Origin of the sequence: Lysinibacillus sp. GJ-1 (genome assembly GCF_021166035.1) — a bacterium.
Taxonomy (GTDB): Bacteria; Bacillota; Bacilli; order Bacillales_A; family Planococcaceae; genus Lysinibacillus; species Lysinibacillus sphaericus.
Genome location: NZ_CP088912.1, coordinates 4,472,601 through 4,488,143, shown reverse-complemented (window position 1 = coordinate 4,488,143; position 15,543 = coordinate 4,472,601). Strand labels below are relative to the sequence as shown.

Sequence of the window (15,543 nt, the reverse complement as noted above, 5' to 3'; positions counted from 1 at the left end):
CTTTTCCAAAAGTAAGCAGACGAGCCGTCCGATTGTCCGCAGGAAATAAGCATGATGCGGTCGTCTTGCATTGAAGGAGAGAACAATTAGAATGGGTAAATATTTTGGAACAGATGGCGTCCGTGGCGTCGCGAATAGTGAATTAACACCGGAGTTTGCATTTAAACTAGGCCTTGTAGGTGGCTATGTTTTAACAAAGGATGCAACAGGGCGTCCAAAGGTATTAATTGGTCGTGACACACGTATTTCAGGCGAAATGCTTGAAGGTGCACTAGTAGCTGGGCTTTTATCAATTGGCGTAGAGGTAATGCGTCTTGGTGTAATTTCTACACCGGGTGTTGCTTATCTTTCCCGAATTATGAGTGCAGATGCAGGCGTCATGATTTCAGCTTCACATAACCCAGTTGCCGACAATGGCATTAAATTTTTTGGTCCCGATGGTTTCAAGTTAACTGATGCTCAAGAAGCAGAAATTGAAGCAATTCTTGATGCTCAAGAAGATACATTACCACGTCCAATCGGTGCAGATCTAGGCATTGTAAGTGACTATTTCGAAGGTGGACAAAAGTATATTCAATACCTAAAGCAAACGGTAGATGAAGAATTTGATGGTATTCATGTAGCGCTAGATTGCGCACATGGTGCAACATCATCATTGGCAACTCATTTATTTGCCGACTTAGAAGCAGACATTTCAACAATGGGTGCTTCCCCAACAGGTCTGAACATTAATGACGGTGTTGGTTCAACACATCCAGAAGGTCTTGCTGCATTTGTGACTGAAAAGGGTGCAGATGTTGGTTTAGCATTCGATGGAGATGGCGATCGTCTTATTGCAGTAGACGAAAAAGGTAAAATTGTTGACGGTGACCAAATTATGTTTATCATTGGTAAACACTTAAATGCAGTTGGTCGTTTGAAAAAGCAAACAATTGTCTCAACAGTGATGAGTAATATGGGCTTCTACAAGGCTGTTGAAGAAAACGGCATGCATAGCGTACAAACGGCTGTAGGCGATCGTTACGTTGTGGAAGAAATGCGTGCTAATGAATACAATCTTGGCGGAGAGCAATCTGGTCATATTGTGTTCTTAGACTTTAATACAACGGGTGATGGCTTGCTAACAGGTATTCAACTCGTTAGTATTATGAAAGCTACTGGCAAAAAGTTATCAGAGCTTGCAGCAGAAATGACAATCTTCCCGCAACGTTTAGTCAATGTACGTGTAACAGACAAGCATGCAGTGACGGAAAATGCTAAGGTGGCAGCTGTAATAGCAGAAGTTGAATCAGATATGGCTGGAAACGGTCGTATTTTAGTACGTCCTTCTGGCACTGAGCCACTTGTTCGTGTAATGGTGGAAGCTGCTACAGAAACGGATTGCGAAATTTATGTAGAACGTATTGCCAATGTAGTACGTACGGAAATGGGTTTAACAGAATAATTATAAATTACGCGATCTCCCACCATTGGGAGGTCGTTTTTTTATGTTTGAAATTTTTGAAGGAGGGAAGTATAAAACAGAGTCACAATAAACAAGGGGTGTTTAATTTATATGGCTAAAATTGCAACAGTAATAACAGATATGTTTGAAGACGTGGAGTATACAAGTCCAAAGGCAGCATTAGAGGCTGCCGGGCATGAGGTCATTACAATTGACATTGAAGCAGGAAAAGAAGTTGAAGGTAAACATGGTGAAAAAGTGAAAATTGATAAGGGAATCGAGGAAGTTCATGCTTCAGAGTTTGATGCACTGTTTATTCCAGGTGGCTTTTCACCGGATATTTTACGTGCAGATGATCGCATTGTAGCCTTCGTCAAAACGTTTATGGATGACATGAAGCCAACCTTTGCAATTTGTCACGGGCCACAGCTACTGATTACAGCCAAAACATTAAATGGACGTGATGCAACAGGCTATAAATCCATACAAGTAGACTTGGAAAATGCAGGTGCTATTTTCCATGACGAAGAAGTATTTGTTTGTCAAAAGCAATTAGTAACAAGTCGTACACCAAAAGATTTACCAGCTTTTAACCGAGAAATTGTGAAATTACTTGCAAGCAAAGAGAGCTAAGCGTCGTTCCTTTTTAAGAGGCTGGGACATAACCTTAAAATATTAAATAGTGGTACATTGGTGTTGATAAATTATCGCTAATTAAATAAAAAGGAAAAACTAGTTGTTGGTAGCAAAGGCGGTGACTCCTGCTCAGGACGCACACAGCGTAAGACGCAGGCATTTTACAAGTTAGCGATGGTTGCGGCTTACTGTGCTGAGCGGAAAGCACCGCCGAAGCGGACAACAACGACACAGCAAAAAAGTGTTAGATTGGTGGCGGTCAATCTAACACTTTTTCACTTTTGTCCTAGCCATTTTGCTATTGTTATACAATCATGCTGGCATTTCTCATCTTACACTTTGATAGTTTGTCACAAAAAAAGTAGCTAAGGGTTATTTTTAATAACGAAAATTTGACGAATAGCATATGATTGAGTATTATGGAGAAGCTGACGGCTTGGGTGACCTTGTCCGCTTAGCAAGTGCTAAAGGAGGAAAGGAAGCACAAAAATCGGAAAACAATTATAGCGCCTGAGCTGAAGAAATTGGACGAAGACATCTTCAGCAGACGAGGTGGAGGTTTATCGAAAATTCGGCGGATGCCTCCCGATCGACATACCCGATTGTCATTTTTCATTTTGAAAGCATTTGAGTGATTGAATGTACAGAAAATGGAGAAGGTATAAGTAGAGCAATAGATAAATAGGAAAACTTCACGTATCGAGCAAAGCACTATTTTAGATAGCTGAAATAGTCTGAGGACGTGCGCGCATAAGTATGTTTATTTTCGTTTTGAAAATAAGCGGTACTGTTTACGCCCACCGAAAAATTTCGATAGGCTGAGGTCTAGTTTGTCATTGCGTTAATATGACAATATCGGAGGAAATATAATATGTGTGGAATTGTAGGATATATTGGTGAATCAGATGCTAAGGAAATTTTATTAAAAGGTTTAGAGAAGCTAGAGTACCGTGGCTATGACTCAGCAGGTATCGCTGTACGCAACGAAGAAGGCGTAACAATCTTCAAGGAAAAAGGTCGTATCGCCGATTTACGTGGAGCAGTAGACGAGGATGTAGCGGCTAAGGTAGGGATCGGTCATACACGTTGGGCAACGCACGGAGTACCTAACCGTTTAAACGCGCACCCTCATCAAAGCGCATCAGGTCGTTTTACGATTGTGCATAATGGTGTGATTGAAAACTATCATTTATTACAAAAAACATACTTAAAAGGCATCCCAATGAAATCTGACACGGATACAGAAGTAATCGTGCAGTTAGTAGAGCTATTTGTGAAAGATGGACTGCAAACAGCAGAGGCGTTCCGCAAAACATTATCTCTACTACACGGCTCTTATGCACTTGCATTATTAGATGCTGAAGCGGCAGATACAATTTTTGTGGCGAAAAACAAATCACCACTTCTTGTAGGTGTAGGCGATGGTTTCAATGTAGTTGCATCAGATGCGATGGCAATGCTACAAGTAACTGATCAATTTGTGGAATTACACGATAAAGAAGTCGTTATCGTGCACAAAGGTAGTGTGCAAATTACAAAATTAGATGGCACAGTAGTGGAGCGTGCACCTTACACAGCAGAGCTTGATATGAGCGATATTGAAAAAGGTACGTACCCTCACTATATGTTAAAAGAGATGGATGAACAGCCAACAGTTATCCGTAAAATCATTCAAGCGTACGAAGGTGAAAATGGCGATTTAACAATTGATGCAGCGATATTACAAGCATTGCAAGCTGCCGATCGATTATACATTATTGCTGCCGGCACAAGTTACCATGCAGGTTTAATCGGTAAACAATATTTCGAGAAAATGGCTGGTATTCCGGTAGAAGTGCATATTTCAAGCGAGTTTGGTTATAACATGCCACTACTTTCAGAAAAACCACTATTTATCTTTATTACCCAATCAGGTGAAACAGCGGATAGCCGCCAAGTACTTGTGAAAATTAAAGAGCTTGGGTATCCAACATTAACGATTACAAACGTACCAGGTTCAACGCTATCACGTGAAGCAGATTATACATTATTATTACATGCAGGTCCTGAAATCGCTGTAGCTTCAACAAAAGCATATGTAGCGCAGGTGGCAGTACTTGCACTAGCAGCATATGTGACAGCAAAAGCAAGCGGTAAAGGCTTAGAATTTGATTTAAAACAAGAGCTTGCAATTGCGGCCAACGGTATTCAAACAATTATTGATGCAAAAGATGTATTAGAAGACATCGCAGAGGACTACTTAAAAATTGCACGCAACGCTTTCTTCATTGGTCGAAATATCGACTTCTGTGTAAGTCTTGAAGGTGCTTTAAAACTAAAAGAAATTTCATATATTCAAGCAGAAGGTTTTGCAGGTGGCGAACTAAAACATGGTACGATTGCTTTGATTGAAGAAGGCACACCCGTTTTCGCCCTTGTCACACAAGAATCGGTAGCCTTAAATATTCGCGGCAATGTCAAAGAGGTAGCTGCACGTGGAGCATACCCATGCATTATCGCTATGGCTGGCGTAGACGAAGACGGCGACCGTTTAGTGATCCCGCATGTCAACGAATACTTAACACCACTTGTTTCAGTTGTACCATTACAGTTAATTAGCTACTATGCGGCACTACACCGTCGTTGTGACGTTGATAAACCTCGTAACTTAGCTAAATCAGTGACTGTGGAGTAGGGCTTAGAGTTGTGGGTGTTAATATTATAGATTTAAAATAAAGATGTACCGTTTATAAAAAAGATGTATCGTTTAAAATAAAGATGTACTGTTTTTAAAAAAGTTGCACCATTTTGTCCCTTTTTGATGTAAGAATTCTAAGTGAGTTTTAATCAAACTTTTTTATAAAAAATAACTCCTACACAAAATTAAACCCATCCATTTTGATTAATCTTTTTTCAAAATGGATGGGTTTCTTCTATTGCAAAATCAGCATTTGTAGCACGGTTTTAATTAAACTTTATTTTAAACCAACAAATATAACTGGTTCTTTAACACGCACGCAGTGAAATTTCTTAATCATTCTTTGAACGTCCTGCTGTAGAAGGCATTGTTATGTCCTGCTAACACAATGGGCTATTGAAGAAATTGAGGTAGCTACAACAGAACGATTGGTTAAAAAATAAAAAACTACACATGGACGGTTGGGCATATGCCGCCGTTTCATGTGTAGTTTTTTATTGGCATTATCCTCTTTGTAGATAAAATCTCCAAAACATATCCTTATAGAACTACAATTTTTTTATTAGGGGCTTGGTAAGTCGATACATCCTGTTGCTGTGCAACATTTATTTGACTTTCTCTATTTTAATGATAGACTTTCGACACAAGAGAGGTGATGCTTTTGAATATTTGGATATGCGATGATGAGAAAGCTATAACGAACGCAATTACAACTAAAATTAAAGTGCGTTACCCTAACGTACAAATTAAACAATTCCACAATGGGTTTGACTTACTAAACCAAGAAGGCTCTTTTGATGTATTATTTTTAGATATTGAAATGCCTGATATAAAAGGTATAGTCGTAGCTGAAAAATTAAGAGCACGCCAGCATGTAAACCCGATTATTTTTGTAACAGCATTCGAACAATATGTTTTTCAGGCATTTGACGTGCAAGCATTTCACTATTTATTAAAACCTTTTGACACGAAAAAATTGTATGAGGTATTACATACAGCACTTAACAATCGTTCTAGTCAGTTGATTGACTTACCTTATCTCATTATTAAATCTGGTTTTGACTTACAAAAAGTTTTTTACCACGAAATTCATTACATTGAAGTTTTGGGTCGTAAACTAACAGTACATATAGAAAATGGCTCATACACATTTATAGGGCGACTTAAACAGTACGAAGAAAATCTCGGCAATAGCTTTTACCGAATCAACCGCTCTTATTTAGTCAACCTTGACTATATTGCCAGCTATACTAAGCAACAAATCATATTAGATAATGGAACGATATTACCTCTTTCGCAAAAGAAATATACACAATTCCTTCAAGCTTATATGCATTACATCCATCATAAAGGATACCTACATACATGAGTTATGATAGCTTTGACATAACGAACACAATTTTCAATTGGTTAATGCAAGTTTGTACAGCTTATTTTTTCTATCGTTTTTGTCGTATTTTTATTCAGCATTCGTATTTATTGATTATCGCAATGGGCTATTTTATTGCGGTTATAGTACTAGAATGGTTGATAGGTGATATATCAAATTTTGGTGTCTATTTATTTGCATCATTAACAGCCTTTTTACTATTACTACCAATAAAAAATAGTTCTATCTATTTAAAGTTTTTTATTGTCATTACTTATTTTTCAATACGTTGGATGGCGCCAACAATTGTTATTATTTTATATCGCCCAATTAGTGATCTATCGTTTTACCTAGTAGAAAAATGGATTATTCCTCATCTATTTGATGTAACAATTGGTTACTTCGGCTATTCAATTTGGTTAATGTTTCTGCTCCTTGCTTTCTATACAATGGGCTTATGGTGTGTCATCCATTTTTACGAAAAATATATACGCATGCACCCACGAACGTTTGTAAATCGGGAAATTTTACTCCTTATTTTACCGCCGCTTATTGGGATGTCGAGCTATTTTATGATGAATCAATATCACCAAGTCATTGACGAACAGATTGGTCTAGGCGTTATAGATCCGTTTTTAAAATATTGGGGGATTCATAATTGCATTATCATTGCAGCAATGTTTGGCGTGCTTATTTTAGTGCAAAGACTTGATTTACAACGTGTACAGCAGCAAAAGCAGCTAGTCCTTGTCAATCAAACCCATCAGCTACAAGCGCATCTTCAAAGTATTGATAATCTATACAAAGACATGCAACGGTTAAAGCATGATGTGAAAAATCACTCTGCTACGGTTGAGAGGCTTATTGAAACGAAACAATTAACAGAAGCTAGCGTGTATTTAAACAGCATGCAACAGCAAATGGATTCAAAAGTGACCTCTTCTATTACAGGACATGCGATTGTTGACATTTTAATTCAAGAAAAAATAAAAAAGGCGCATGCACAAGCTGTTGTCATTGAGTCTACATTCTCCTATCCAAGCTATGTACATTGCGATGTATATGATTTTTGTATTATCCTGCATAATGCAATTGATAATGCGCTGACTGCTACAAAGAATCTACCTAATGCTTTGATAAGTATTCAATCGACGCAGCATAAATGTACGTATATCTTAACGATGACTAATCCACTCCCAACTTTTGTGAATGAACAAGGTTGCGGGACTGGACTTGGACTTCAAATCATACAAGACATTGCCAATAAATATAACGGGGCTATGCAAATCAACACAAATCATCAAATGTTCGAATTACATATCATGCTCCATTTTCAAGCACAATCATAATCTTGTATACTCTCTATGCTTAGCATAGAGAGTAGTTTTCGTTTATGACATAAAAAACGTTTTCCATGACATAATTCAACATTTTATGTAAGTTGCGTCGAAATGAAAAGTAAGATTTTAATTCGAGGTGATTGTATGTCCATCTATACTAATAGTTATTTACCTATCCAAAGTTATTTAGCGAATATCGTAAGCAATCCAAAATTAAATTTGTCTGCACAACAACAAAGAACCTTCCAAGAGGTTTTAAATGAAACTACACAACAATTTACAAAGGAAGCTGCTAAATCAAATACGCAAGCTATGCAAAACAATCAAATGTGGAAATTAATTGGTGCGGTAGGTATGAATAGTGCGGGCTTTAGCGATTTATTAATGTCAGGTATCTATACTAACTTAGGAACTTCCTCTTACCCTTTTGCAACTTTAACAAATGGGTTCAATGCTGGTGCATTTAATGCGTCAAATTTTCTTAGTAACTTGTATTATCCGAAAAATATGTCTAGTAATAATACTAATCTCTACAGTTTTTATAACAATTTAAATCAAATGAGAAACAAATTTTAAACTTACTACATTCGAAGGGAATGATTCTATGTATATAACCTCTAACAATAGTGCAACTGCTGCTAAATATGCACAATCCGTATTATCCAATCCAAAAATTCAATTAACAGAACAGCAAAAGTCAGATGTGGAGGCAATCGTAAAAAAGCACAACGCGCAAAAATCGGAAACGTATACTAAAGCAGCCTCACTTACTTCATTTACTGCTAATCCCTATAATCCATTTTATGGTGTGAAGGAGCCAGCAAATCCGTATAACTACTCAGCAGAAGAAATGCTTCAATCTAATGCCAGAAGCAACTTACATTCAGTTAATTTCACAAAATTAAAAGAGCAATTGGACTATAGACAAAATGTGGTGATGCGAAAATTTCAGTTTCTTCGAGCTCAATTATAGGAATGCTAGAGTAAAGCCTTAGTAAATAAGCCCAGAAAATTTTACAATGCGTAAAAATTTCTGGGCTTGCTAGCTCTTCATAGTTTATTTATCGCTCACTAGTTGTGGGGCTGGCTTTAAAAAGAACCAAACAATTAGTAACGTTACAAGTGCTAATATAAAAGTACCCATATAAATAAAATGTACACTGGAAGCCAATGCCTCTTGTGATTTGGTCGCTATGTTTGCTGTTGTTCCAGCATGTCCTCCAGAAGATACAAGGTCTAGGTTTTGAATACCTTGTGCATGGATCATCGTGTTGAACATTGCCCCGAAAACTGCAGCTCCTAACGTTTGGCTAAATGTATTAATAAATGTATTTAAACCAATGGCTGTTCCACGTGTTTGATTTGAAACCGCTGTTTGAATTGTTACCATGTAAATTGGCGTCACAAGCCCCATGCCTAATCCGAATAATCCAACCCCAACATAAATAAGGAAAGCGGGTGACTCTGTCGATAATGTAAATAATGAGAAGGCGGCAACGGATAGCACGCTAACCCCTAGTAGAATGATTTGTTTCGTATTGAAGCGACCTACTAGTTTACTAGAGAATAATGTACCAACTGTCCACATAACAGGTAGGGGCATTAAAATAAGCCCAGCATCTGTTGCGTTTTTCCCTAACACTCCTTGGCTCCAAATAGGAAGATACATCGTAATGCTGATAAGCATAGCACCAGAGATAAGGGTTAATATATTAATAGTTGATAAAGTACGGTTAGAGAATAAGGCTAACGGAATTAATGGTTCCGGTGATTTTTTCTCTATCAATAAGAAAATAATAAATGACACAACGGCAAAGATTAGGAGACTTATAATGGACATGTCTCCCCAGTTGTTTTTGCTGCTACCTGTTAATAATGCGTAAAGTAGAGCGATTGCACTTAATGAGAACACTGTTGCACCAAGATAGTCGATATGATGTTTTGCAGGCCTAATAGATTCTTTGTAATAAATGACAATCATTAAGCAAGCGATAATGCCAAAAGGAACGTTTAAGAAAAAGATGTAGCGCCAAGAAAGAGAGTCAACTAAAAAACCACCAACTAATGGTCCGATAACACCCGAGACCCCCCAAACGGCACTAATCCATCCTTGCGCTTTTGCACGGTCTTTCACTTCGCTATATAGGTCACCAATAATTGTCATTGTAATAGGCATGATGGCGCCGGCTCCAAGACCTTGAAGGGCACGAAAGACGATAAGCTGTTCCATTGAGGTTACAACACCGCAAAGCGCAGAACCGATTAAAAAAATGGCAGCGCCTATAAGTAATACTTTTTTGCGACCAAATAAATCTGCTAGTTTCCCGTAAATTGGGGTCGAAACGGCGGTGGCAAGCATATAAATGGCATACACCCAACTAACAAGTTCGACACCTGACAAATCACTTGTAATACGGGGGATTGCTGTACTAATAATTGTTCCTTCTACAGCAGAAAGGAATGTCATTAACATTAATGACATAATAACTTTTTTTCTCATAGTTTCCCTCTATACTTCCATACAGTTAAATTTATTCAATATATATTACCCCTAAATCTCCCAAATAACAAACCTAGTTTCACTTTGATAATATACCAAGCTAAAGCTAAGCTAAAGCCTACGATTTTAATTCCCTTTGCGGATACCTTCTTTGTTTTTCGTATAGGTTTTGATGAAAAATCCATCTGTCTGTGACCATTCCGCATACAAAATATCCTGAATTGTAGGGAAGCCTTCCTTGCGCAGTTCATCATATAACCATTCTTTGGATTTACCCGTATACCTTAATATTTCTTCGTTAATTTCTCCTTCATCCACAAATAGGAAGTTCATCGTGTCGTCTTTCGTTTTTAAATGAAGCATAGCTGGTGTGACAGTATCAAATTCAGCATATTTTTTTAGACTAACCGTACCACCAGGTTCTAAGTATAAATCACAAACTTCCCGAAGAGAGAAGACACCTTGCTGTCGTAGCATAATCCGTAACTGCTCCATTTCTAGATGATTCGCTTGTAGTTCTTTTAAGTTAAATTCACCATCTCTAATTAAAATTGACGTTTCTCCCTTTAGAAGAACTCTAAATTTATTGGAACGTTTCGATAGATTTTCGATGATGAACAGCAGCATTCCCCAAACGGCAACCGCGAACCATACATGAAGAGCTGAAATTTTGTTATCATAGATGCTTTCTTCCAATATACCACCAAGAACAATGGAATATACAAAGTCAAAGGGGGTAAGCTGTGATATTTCTTTTTTGCCCAACAAACGTGTCACAAGTAATAAAGCAATTAACCCGAAAAATAACTTCAATCCAATATTCATATACGTCATGACAACAACTCCTTTGTTGATTTTCAATTTGTCCAATCTTTACTCGCCGCTTGTAGTATCCTTTACCCGTTCTAAAAGAAATTTCATCCTCCATTTGGCTGTCCTTTCACAACCCGTGGTAGGATGATTATTGTGACCCAATTTAGATTAATCTATAATGAAGTTTAATAATTAACTAACTAGCAAAGGATTGAAACGATGACGATGGAAAAGGGAACGAATTGTCATATAGAAGAAATAGAGTCTTTATATAATGAGTTAAACGATTATCTTGATGCACATATTAATTATCCTGGATGGAAAAAAGGGATATATCCGATAAAAGAAACGGCAATTAAGGGTATACAGGAAGGTAATTTATATGTGCTGAAAGATGGAAATCATATTGCAGGGACGGTTATTTTAAGACGTGAACAGGAAATGGCTTATTCGAAAGTGGATTGGAAAATACATTTAGATGCTGAAGACATCTTGGTTATACATACTTTTGCCGTACATCCGGCTTATCTAAAAAAGGGCATTGGCACAAAAATTATGGATTTTATTATTGAGCATAGTAAAGCCATGAATATTAAGGCCATTCGCTTGGATGTATATGAAAAAAATCAACCTGCTATCAACCTCTATAAAAAATATGATTTTGCGTATATTGATACAGTTGATTTAGGTTACAGTGAATATGGTTTAGAGAAATTTGAACTGTATCAAAAGTTACTATAAAGTTTTAACTAGGGGCTGGGACATAACTAAAAAAATTTAAGAAATAGACGAAAGGTGTTCATGATTTTTTGCTAAATGGAGAACTTAGCTATTCTTGCTTTTGCAAAAAAATTAGAAGTGTAATTAATCTTGCTATGCCGTTGATGTCCGCTACGGCGGTGCTTTCCGCCCAGCACCGTAAGTCGCAACACTCGCTAACGCGCGAAATGCCCGCGTCTTACATTGTGTGCTGTTCTGAGCAGGAGTCACCGCCTTCGCTCCAACGACTAGTGAGTCAATCTAACACTTTTTCTCTTTTGTCTCAGCCACTTCTTGGGTCTATCTCCATTAGGTATTCCTTTTATTAGAAAATAATGAATTGACAAAATTATTCGTTTGGTATAAAGTTACAAATAATTGAATGGAGGAGATTATATGTCGTTTTTACAACGTCTAATTTCAGCAACTCAACATCATCATATCCACTAGTCTTGCTATCTTTATTAATTTTTTAATAATGAATAGGAAGACTATTTCTCATGAAATCGTATAACTAAGCCGAAGTTGGAGCTTATGTTAGTACGGTTTTTTTATTTTCTAAAAAAAGGAGCAATGAAGATGAAGAAAATGGATTATCAAAATGTTAGAGGAACGCAAGATTATTTACCAGAGCAAGAACGTATTCGTCGTAAAATCCGGCGTACGTTAGAAGATACTTTTATCACCTATGGGTGTAAACCACTCGAAACACCGATTTTAAACTATACAAACTTAATGGCATCTAAATACGCAGGAGGTGCTGAAATTTTACAAGAGATGTATGTGCTATCGGATCGAGGAGAACGTGAACTAGCATTACGTTATGATTTAACGATTCCATTCGCAAAGGTCATTGCAATGAACCCTACATTACCGCTGCCATTTAAACGTTATGAAATTGGCAAAGTGTTCCGAGATGGTCCGATTAAAGCGGGGAGATTTCGCGAGTTTACACAATGTGATGTAGATATTGTTGGAGTTGATTCACAAGCAGCTGAGGCCTAATTGATGATGATGGCATTAGATGCTTTTGGAAAACTAGAGCAAGATGTTGTCATTCAATATAACAATCGTAAGCTATTAGTTGGCTTACTTGGTGTTTTTGGTGTAGATGCTGATGTGCAAAGTCGAGTAATTTTAATACTCGATAAAATTGAAAAAGTAGGTCATGATGCAGTTTTAGCAGAGTTAACAGAGCTAGGTTTGCAACTTGCTGTTGTAAAGCAAATCGCATATTTTTTACAAGACGATAGAAAAAATACACTTGCTTATTTCGGCCAATATGATGAGCCTCTGATTCAAGAAGGGGTAGCCGAAATGGAAGAATTAGAACACTATTTAAATAAGCTTGATATTACAAAAAATTGTCTATTTAATCCTTTGCTTGCTCGTGGGCTAGAAATCTATACGGGAACTATTTATGAAATGTTCGTACGGGATGGTCGAATAACATCCAGTATAGGGAGCGGGGGTCGTTATGATAATGCGATTGGCGGGCTATTAGGGGGAACCGAAAAGTTCGCTACGGTCGGTATTTCATTTGGGTTAGATGTTATTTTTACAGCCATGATGTTAGATGAACAAAAAAATCAGGAGACATTAATTGATATTTATATCATTCCCATTCATACAACTGTAGAGTCTCTTGTATTAGCAAAAGCATTGCGGAAAGACTATCGCGTTGAAGTAGAGCTTAGTGGTAAAAAATTAAGAAAAGCGATGGATAAAGCAAATCGTGAAAACATTCCTTTTGTCATTGTATTGGGGCAAGAGGAAGTAACGCAAAATCACTATATGTTAAAAAATATGCAGACAGGGGAGACCGTTACTAATACTTTTATTTTCAATGCATGAATGGAACGATAACGAACGGTAAGGGGATAGATTATGGAGATTCGTATTTTAAGTAAATCAGATGCACAAGTATATCAAGAAGTGCGTTTAAGTGCATTAAGAAATAATCCGGAAGCATTTGGTTCCACATATGAGCGTGAAGTAAACGTTTCGTTACAAGAAGTTGCAGAGCGAATAGAAGCAACAGCGGAAAAGTTTGTGCTCGGTGCTTTTTATAACAATGGTTCGTTGGTAGGCATTGTAACTTTTGTGCGTGAAGACAGTCCAAAAATGAGTCATAAAGGGAATGTTTTTGGTATGTATGTTGCACCTGAAGGAAGAGGGGGTGGATTAGGGAAATTACTGATGAGCGAATTAATAAAGAGGGCGAAATGTTGTGAAGGTTTGGAGCAAATAAACTTAACAGTTGTTTCCGATAATAGTTCAGCCCAAAAGTTATATAAGTCATTAGGCTTTGAGGTTTACGGCTTAGAACGCAATGCCCTTCAATTTAATGGGCACTATTATGACCAGGAATTGATGGTGTTATATTTCTAATTTGAAAGAACTTATGATTTCACTTCTATCTTTGACTGTTTCCTCATTTGAAAACCACCCGTCTCATCGCGGGTGGTTTTAATGCCTTAGAGGCTCATTCTATTTTTCCTTGATAAGCTGTAACGTTTTATCTTTAATTTCCCAAATTTGGTCAGCTACTCTTTCTACAATAAGCTGATCGTGAGTAGTAAAGAGCACTGTTCCTTTATAGCCTAGTAAAAATTTTTCCAATGCTTCAATGGTAGCTAAGTCTATAAAATTTGTCGGTTCATCTAAAATAAGGACATTAGAAGGTTTGGCAAAAAGGGCTGCCAAAGAAATTCGTGTTGCTTCTCCACCACTCAGCGCATGTAAAGGTTTTCTAATAGTGGCTTCTTCAAAGCCAAGGTTACTGAGAATCGCCCGAATAAAACTTTCTTTATACTCACTTATCTTCATAAGATACTCTAATATACTTATGTCCCCACTCAGTTTATAATCCATTTGCTGATAAGTGCAAAATGCAATTTTCGAGGAAAGCGTGATACCATCTTGATTATTCATTATATAGTGTAAGAAAGTTGATTTACCTACTCCATTGTCTCCTACTATAGCTATCTTCTTGCCAAGTGGGAATTGGAAATCCTGTTCTGCAAGAAGTATATTGTCTCCAGCTGTAACTGTAATATTATGTCCCATTATTGGAAAACGATTATTTATTTCAAGCTCTTTCACTATCGGAAAAGAAATTGGTTTAGGATCTTTGTCAATATGAATCTCCTCTAACATATCCATTCTTTTCTCTATTGATTTAACGGTTTTCATCATACTCTTTTGAACCGTGTCTTTTTGTTTGGAAGAAGCTAAGCGATTCGGTTTGATATTTCTTTGTTTGTTTTTTTCACTAACGATAGAAATTTTCTTTGCCTGACTCTTTTTCACTTCTACAGCTTCTTGTAATCGTTCTTTTTCTTTTGTGACTTTTTGATATTTTCTTTGTAACTCCAATTTCTCTTGTTGTTTCTGTTCCAGATATTGATCGTAATTGCCGTTAAATTCTTTGATTTTCCCATTCTCTATTTCCCAGATTTTTGTGGCAATTGCATTAATAAAATAGCGATCATGGCTGACAAATATTAAAGTACCGTAGTAATAATTTAATTCTTCAATCATTATGTCAATGCCATTTTTATCTACGTGCGTTGTCGGTTCGTCTAGCAGCAGACCCATTTTATATTGAGAAAGTAACTGAACTAAACGAAATTTTGATTGTTCTCCACCACTAAGTGTTTCAACACTGTTAGTAGGAACGTTCAAGCGGCTAAGTAGTTGGGAATCTAAATAGTCAGCATTCGTTTCTTCCTTTAGCTCGCCGATTTGTTGAAAATAATTGAAATCGACAAATCGTTCAATCTTTCCATTATCAGGTGTAATCGTACCTGCAATTATATTCAATAAAGTCGTTTTGCCTTGGCCATTTTTCCCTACGATACCAATGCGATCATTTTGATAAACGGTTAATTCCTTAGTATCAAAGATTTCCTTGTCCCCAAAACTAATTTGAACATTGTTTAATTTTAAAGCAAGCTCTTCCATTTGTATCCCTCCAGTCTCAAAAATGAAGATGGCATGTTC

12 protein-coding genes and 1 pseudogene are annotated in these 15,543 nt (G+C 37.1%); 10 read left to right on the top strand and 3 right to left on the bottom strand.

Annotated elements, in window-relative coordinates; translation table 11 throughout:
• Positions 1-91 precede the first annotated feature (91 nt).
• The 7 genes from glmM to LO754_RS22255 all read left to right on the top strand — a co-directional run bounded on the left by glmM (position 92) and on the right by LO754_RS22255 (position 8,439).
• Entirely contained in the window at positions 92-1,444 is a 1,353-nt protein-coding gene (glmM, locus tag LO754_RS22285; RefSeq protein ID WP_231785293.1) for a phosphoglucosamine mutase, read from the top strand.
• Positions 1,445-1,555: 111 nt separating this feature from the next.
• Complete coding sequence (locus LO754_RS22280; protein WP_025220827.1) at positions 1,556-2,077, top strand: type 1 glutamine amidotransferase domain-containing protein; 522 nt, start codon at positions 1,556-1,558, stop codon at positions 2,075-2,077.
• Positions 2,078-2,951: 874 nt separating this feature from the next.
• Complete coding sequence (gene glmS, locus LO754_RS22275) at positions 2,952-4,754, top strand: glutamine--fructose-6-phosphate transaminase (isomerizing) (RefSeq protein ID WP_024364058.1); 1,803 nt, start codon at positions 2,952-2,954, stop codon at positions 4,752-4,754.
• A 664-nt stretch (positions 4,755-5,418) separates the two neighbouring features.
• Entirely contained in the window at positions 5,419-6,126 is a 708-nt protein-coding gene (locus tag LO754_RS22270; RefSeq protein ID WP_231785292.1) for a LytR/AlgR family response regulator transcription factor, read from the top strand.
• Positions 6,123-7,475, top strand: coding sequence for a GHKL domain-containing protein (locus LO754_RS22265; protein ID WP_231785291.1), 1,353 nt, complete (start codon positions 6,123-6,125; stop codon positions 7,473-7,475). The genes LO754_RS22270 and LO754_RS22265 overlap by 4 nt, the downstream gene beginning before the upstream one ends.
• Positions 7,476-7,577: 102 nt before the next feature.
• Positions 7,578-8,042 (top strand): hypothetical protein, encoded by a 465-nt coding sequence (locus LO754_RS22260; RefSeq protein ID WP_231785290.1) that lies wholly within the window; start codon positions 7,578-7,580, stop codon positions 8,040-8,042.
• Between the two features lie 28 nt (positions 8,043-8,070).
• On the top strand, positions 8,071-8,439 hold the full coding sequence (locus LO754_RS22255; protein WP_231785289.1) for a hypothetical protein: 369 nt from the start codon (positions 8,071-8,073) through the stop codon (positions 8,437-8,439).
• 84 nt (positions 8,440-8,523) lie between these two features.
• Here the strand turns inward: LO754_RS22255 and LO754_RS22250 are convergent, their stop codons facing one another.
• Both LO754_RS22250 and LO754_RS22245 read right to left on the bottom strand, forming a co-directional pair.
• Positions 8,524-9,966, bottom strand: coding sequence for an MDR family MFS transporter (locus LO754_RS22250; protein WP_231785288.1), 1,443 nt, complete (start codon positions 9,964-9,966; stop codon positions 8,524-8,526).
• A gap of 126 nt (positions 9,967-10,092) precedes the next feature.
• Positions 10,093-10,800 (bottom strand): DUF421 domain-containing protein, encoded by a 708-nt coding sequence (locus LO754_RS22245; protein WP_231785287.1) that lies wholly within the window; start codon positions 10,798-10,800, stop codon positions 10,093-10,095.
• 198 nt (positions 10,801-10,998) lie between these two features.
• On the opposite strand from LO754_RS22245, the gene LO754_RS22240 reads away from it, so the two are divergent.
• From LO754_RS22240 to LO754_RS22230, 3 genes and pseudogenes are all read left to right on the top strand, one after another.
• Complete coding sequence (locus LO754_RS22240) at positions 10,999-11,520, top strand: GNAT family N-acetyltransferase (RefSeq protein WP_231785286.1); 522 nt, start codon at positions 10,999-11,001, stop codon at positions 11,518-11,520.
• A 606-nt stretch (positions 11,521-12,126) separates the two neighbouring features.
• A pseudogene (locus LO754_RS22235) lies at positions 12,127-13,392 on the top strand (histidine--tRNA ligase).
• A gap of 33 nt (positions 13,393-13,425) precedes the next feature.
• A complete protein-coding gene (locus LO754_RS22230) occupies positions 13,426-13,929 on the top strand; it encodes a GNAT family N-acetyltransferase (RefSeq protein ID WP_108030753.1) in 504 nt (167 codons plus the stop codon).
• Positions 13,930-14,028: 99 nt separating this feature from the next.
• On the opposite strand, the gene abc-f is transcribed toward LO754_RS22230, so the two are convergent.
• Positions 14,029-15,504 carry a ribosomal protection-like ABC-F family protein gene (gene abc-f, locus LO754_RS22225; protein WP_231785285.1) on the bottom strand — a complete coding sequence of 492 codons (1,476 nt, stop codon included), beginning with the start codon at positions 15,502-15,504 and terminating at the stop codon, positions 14,029-14,031.
• Positions 15,505-15,543 lie beyond the last annotated feature (39 nt).

Bases quoted from the DNA above. Each gene is read 5' to 3' on its own strand.
- LO754_RS22280 (WP_025220827.1), top strand. From the start codon at position 1,556: ATGGCTAAAATTGCAACAGTAATAACAGATATGTTTGAAGACGTGGAG.
- LO754_RS22265 (WP_231785291.1), top strand. From the start codon at position 6,123: ATGAGTTATGATAGCTTTGACATAACGAACACAATTTTCAATTGGTTA.
- glmS (WP_024364058.1), top strand. From the start codon at position 2,952: ATGTGTGGAATTGTAGGATATATTGGTGAATCAGATGCTAAGGAAATT.
- LO754_RS22240 (WP_231785286.1), top strand. From the start codon at position 10,999: ATGACGATGGAAAAGGGAACGAATTGTCATATAGAAGAAATAGAGTCT.
- LO754_RS22230 (WP_108030753.1), top strand. From the start codon at position 13,426: ATGGAGATTCGTATTTTAAGTAAATCAGATGCACAAGTATATCAAGAA.
- glmM (WP_231785293.1), top strand. From the start codon at position 92: ATGGGTAAATATTTTGGAACAGATGGCGTCCGTGGCGTCGCGAATAGT.
- LO754_RS22255 (WP_231785289.1), top strand. From the start codon at position 8,071: ATGTATATAACCTCTAACAATAGTGCAACTGCTGCTAAATATGCACAA.
- LO754_RS22250 (WP_231785288.1), bottom strand. From the start codon at position 9,966: ATGAGAAAAAAAGTTATTATGTCATTAATGTTAATGACATTCCTTTCT.
- abc-f (WP_231785285.1), bottom strand. From the start codon at position 15,504: ATGGAAGAGCTTGCTTTAAAATTAAACAATGTTCAAATTAGTTTTGGG.
- LO754_RS22245 (WP_231785287.1), bottom strand. From the start codon at position 10,800: ATGACGTATATGAATATTGGATTGAAGTTATTTTTCGGGTTAATTGCT.
- LO754_RS22260 (WP_231785290.1), top strand. From the start codon at position 7,578: ATGAAAAGTAAGATTTTAATTCGAGGTGATTGTATGTCCATCTATACT.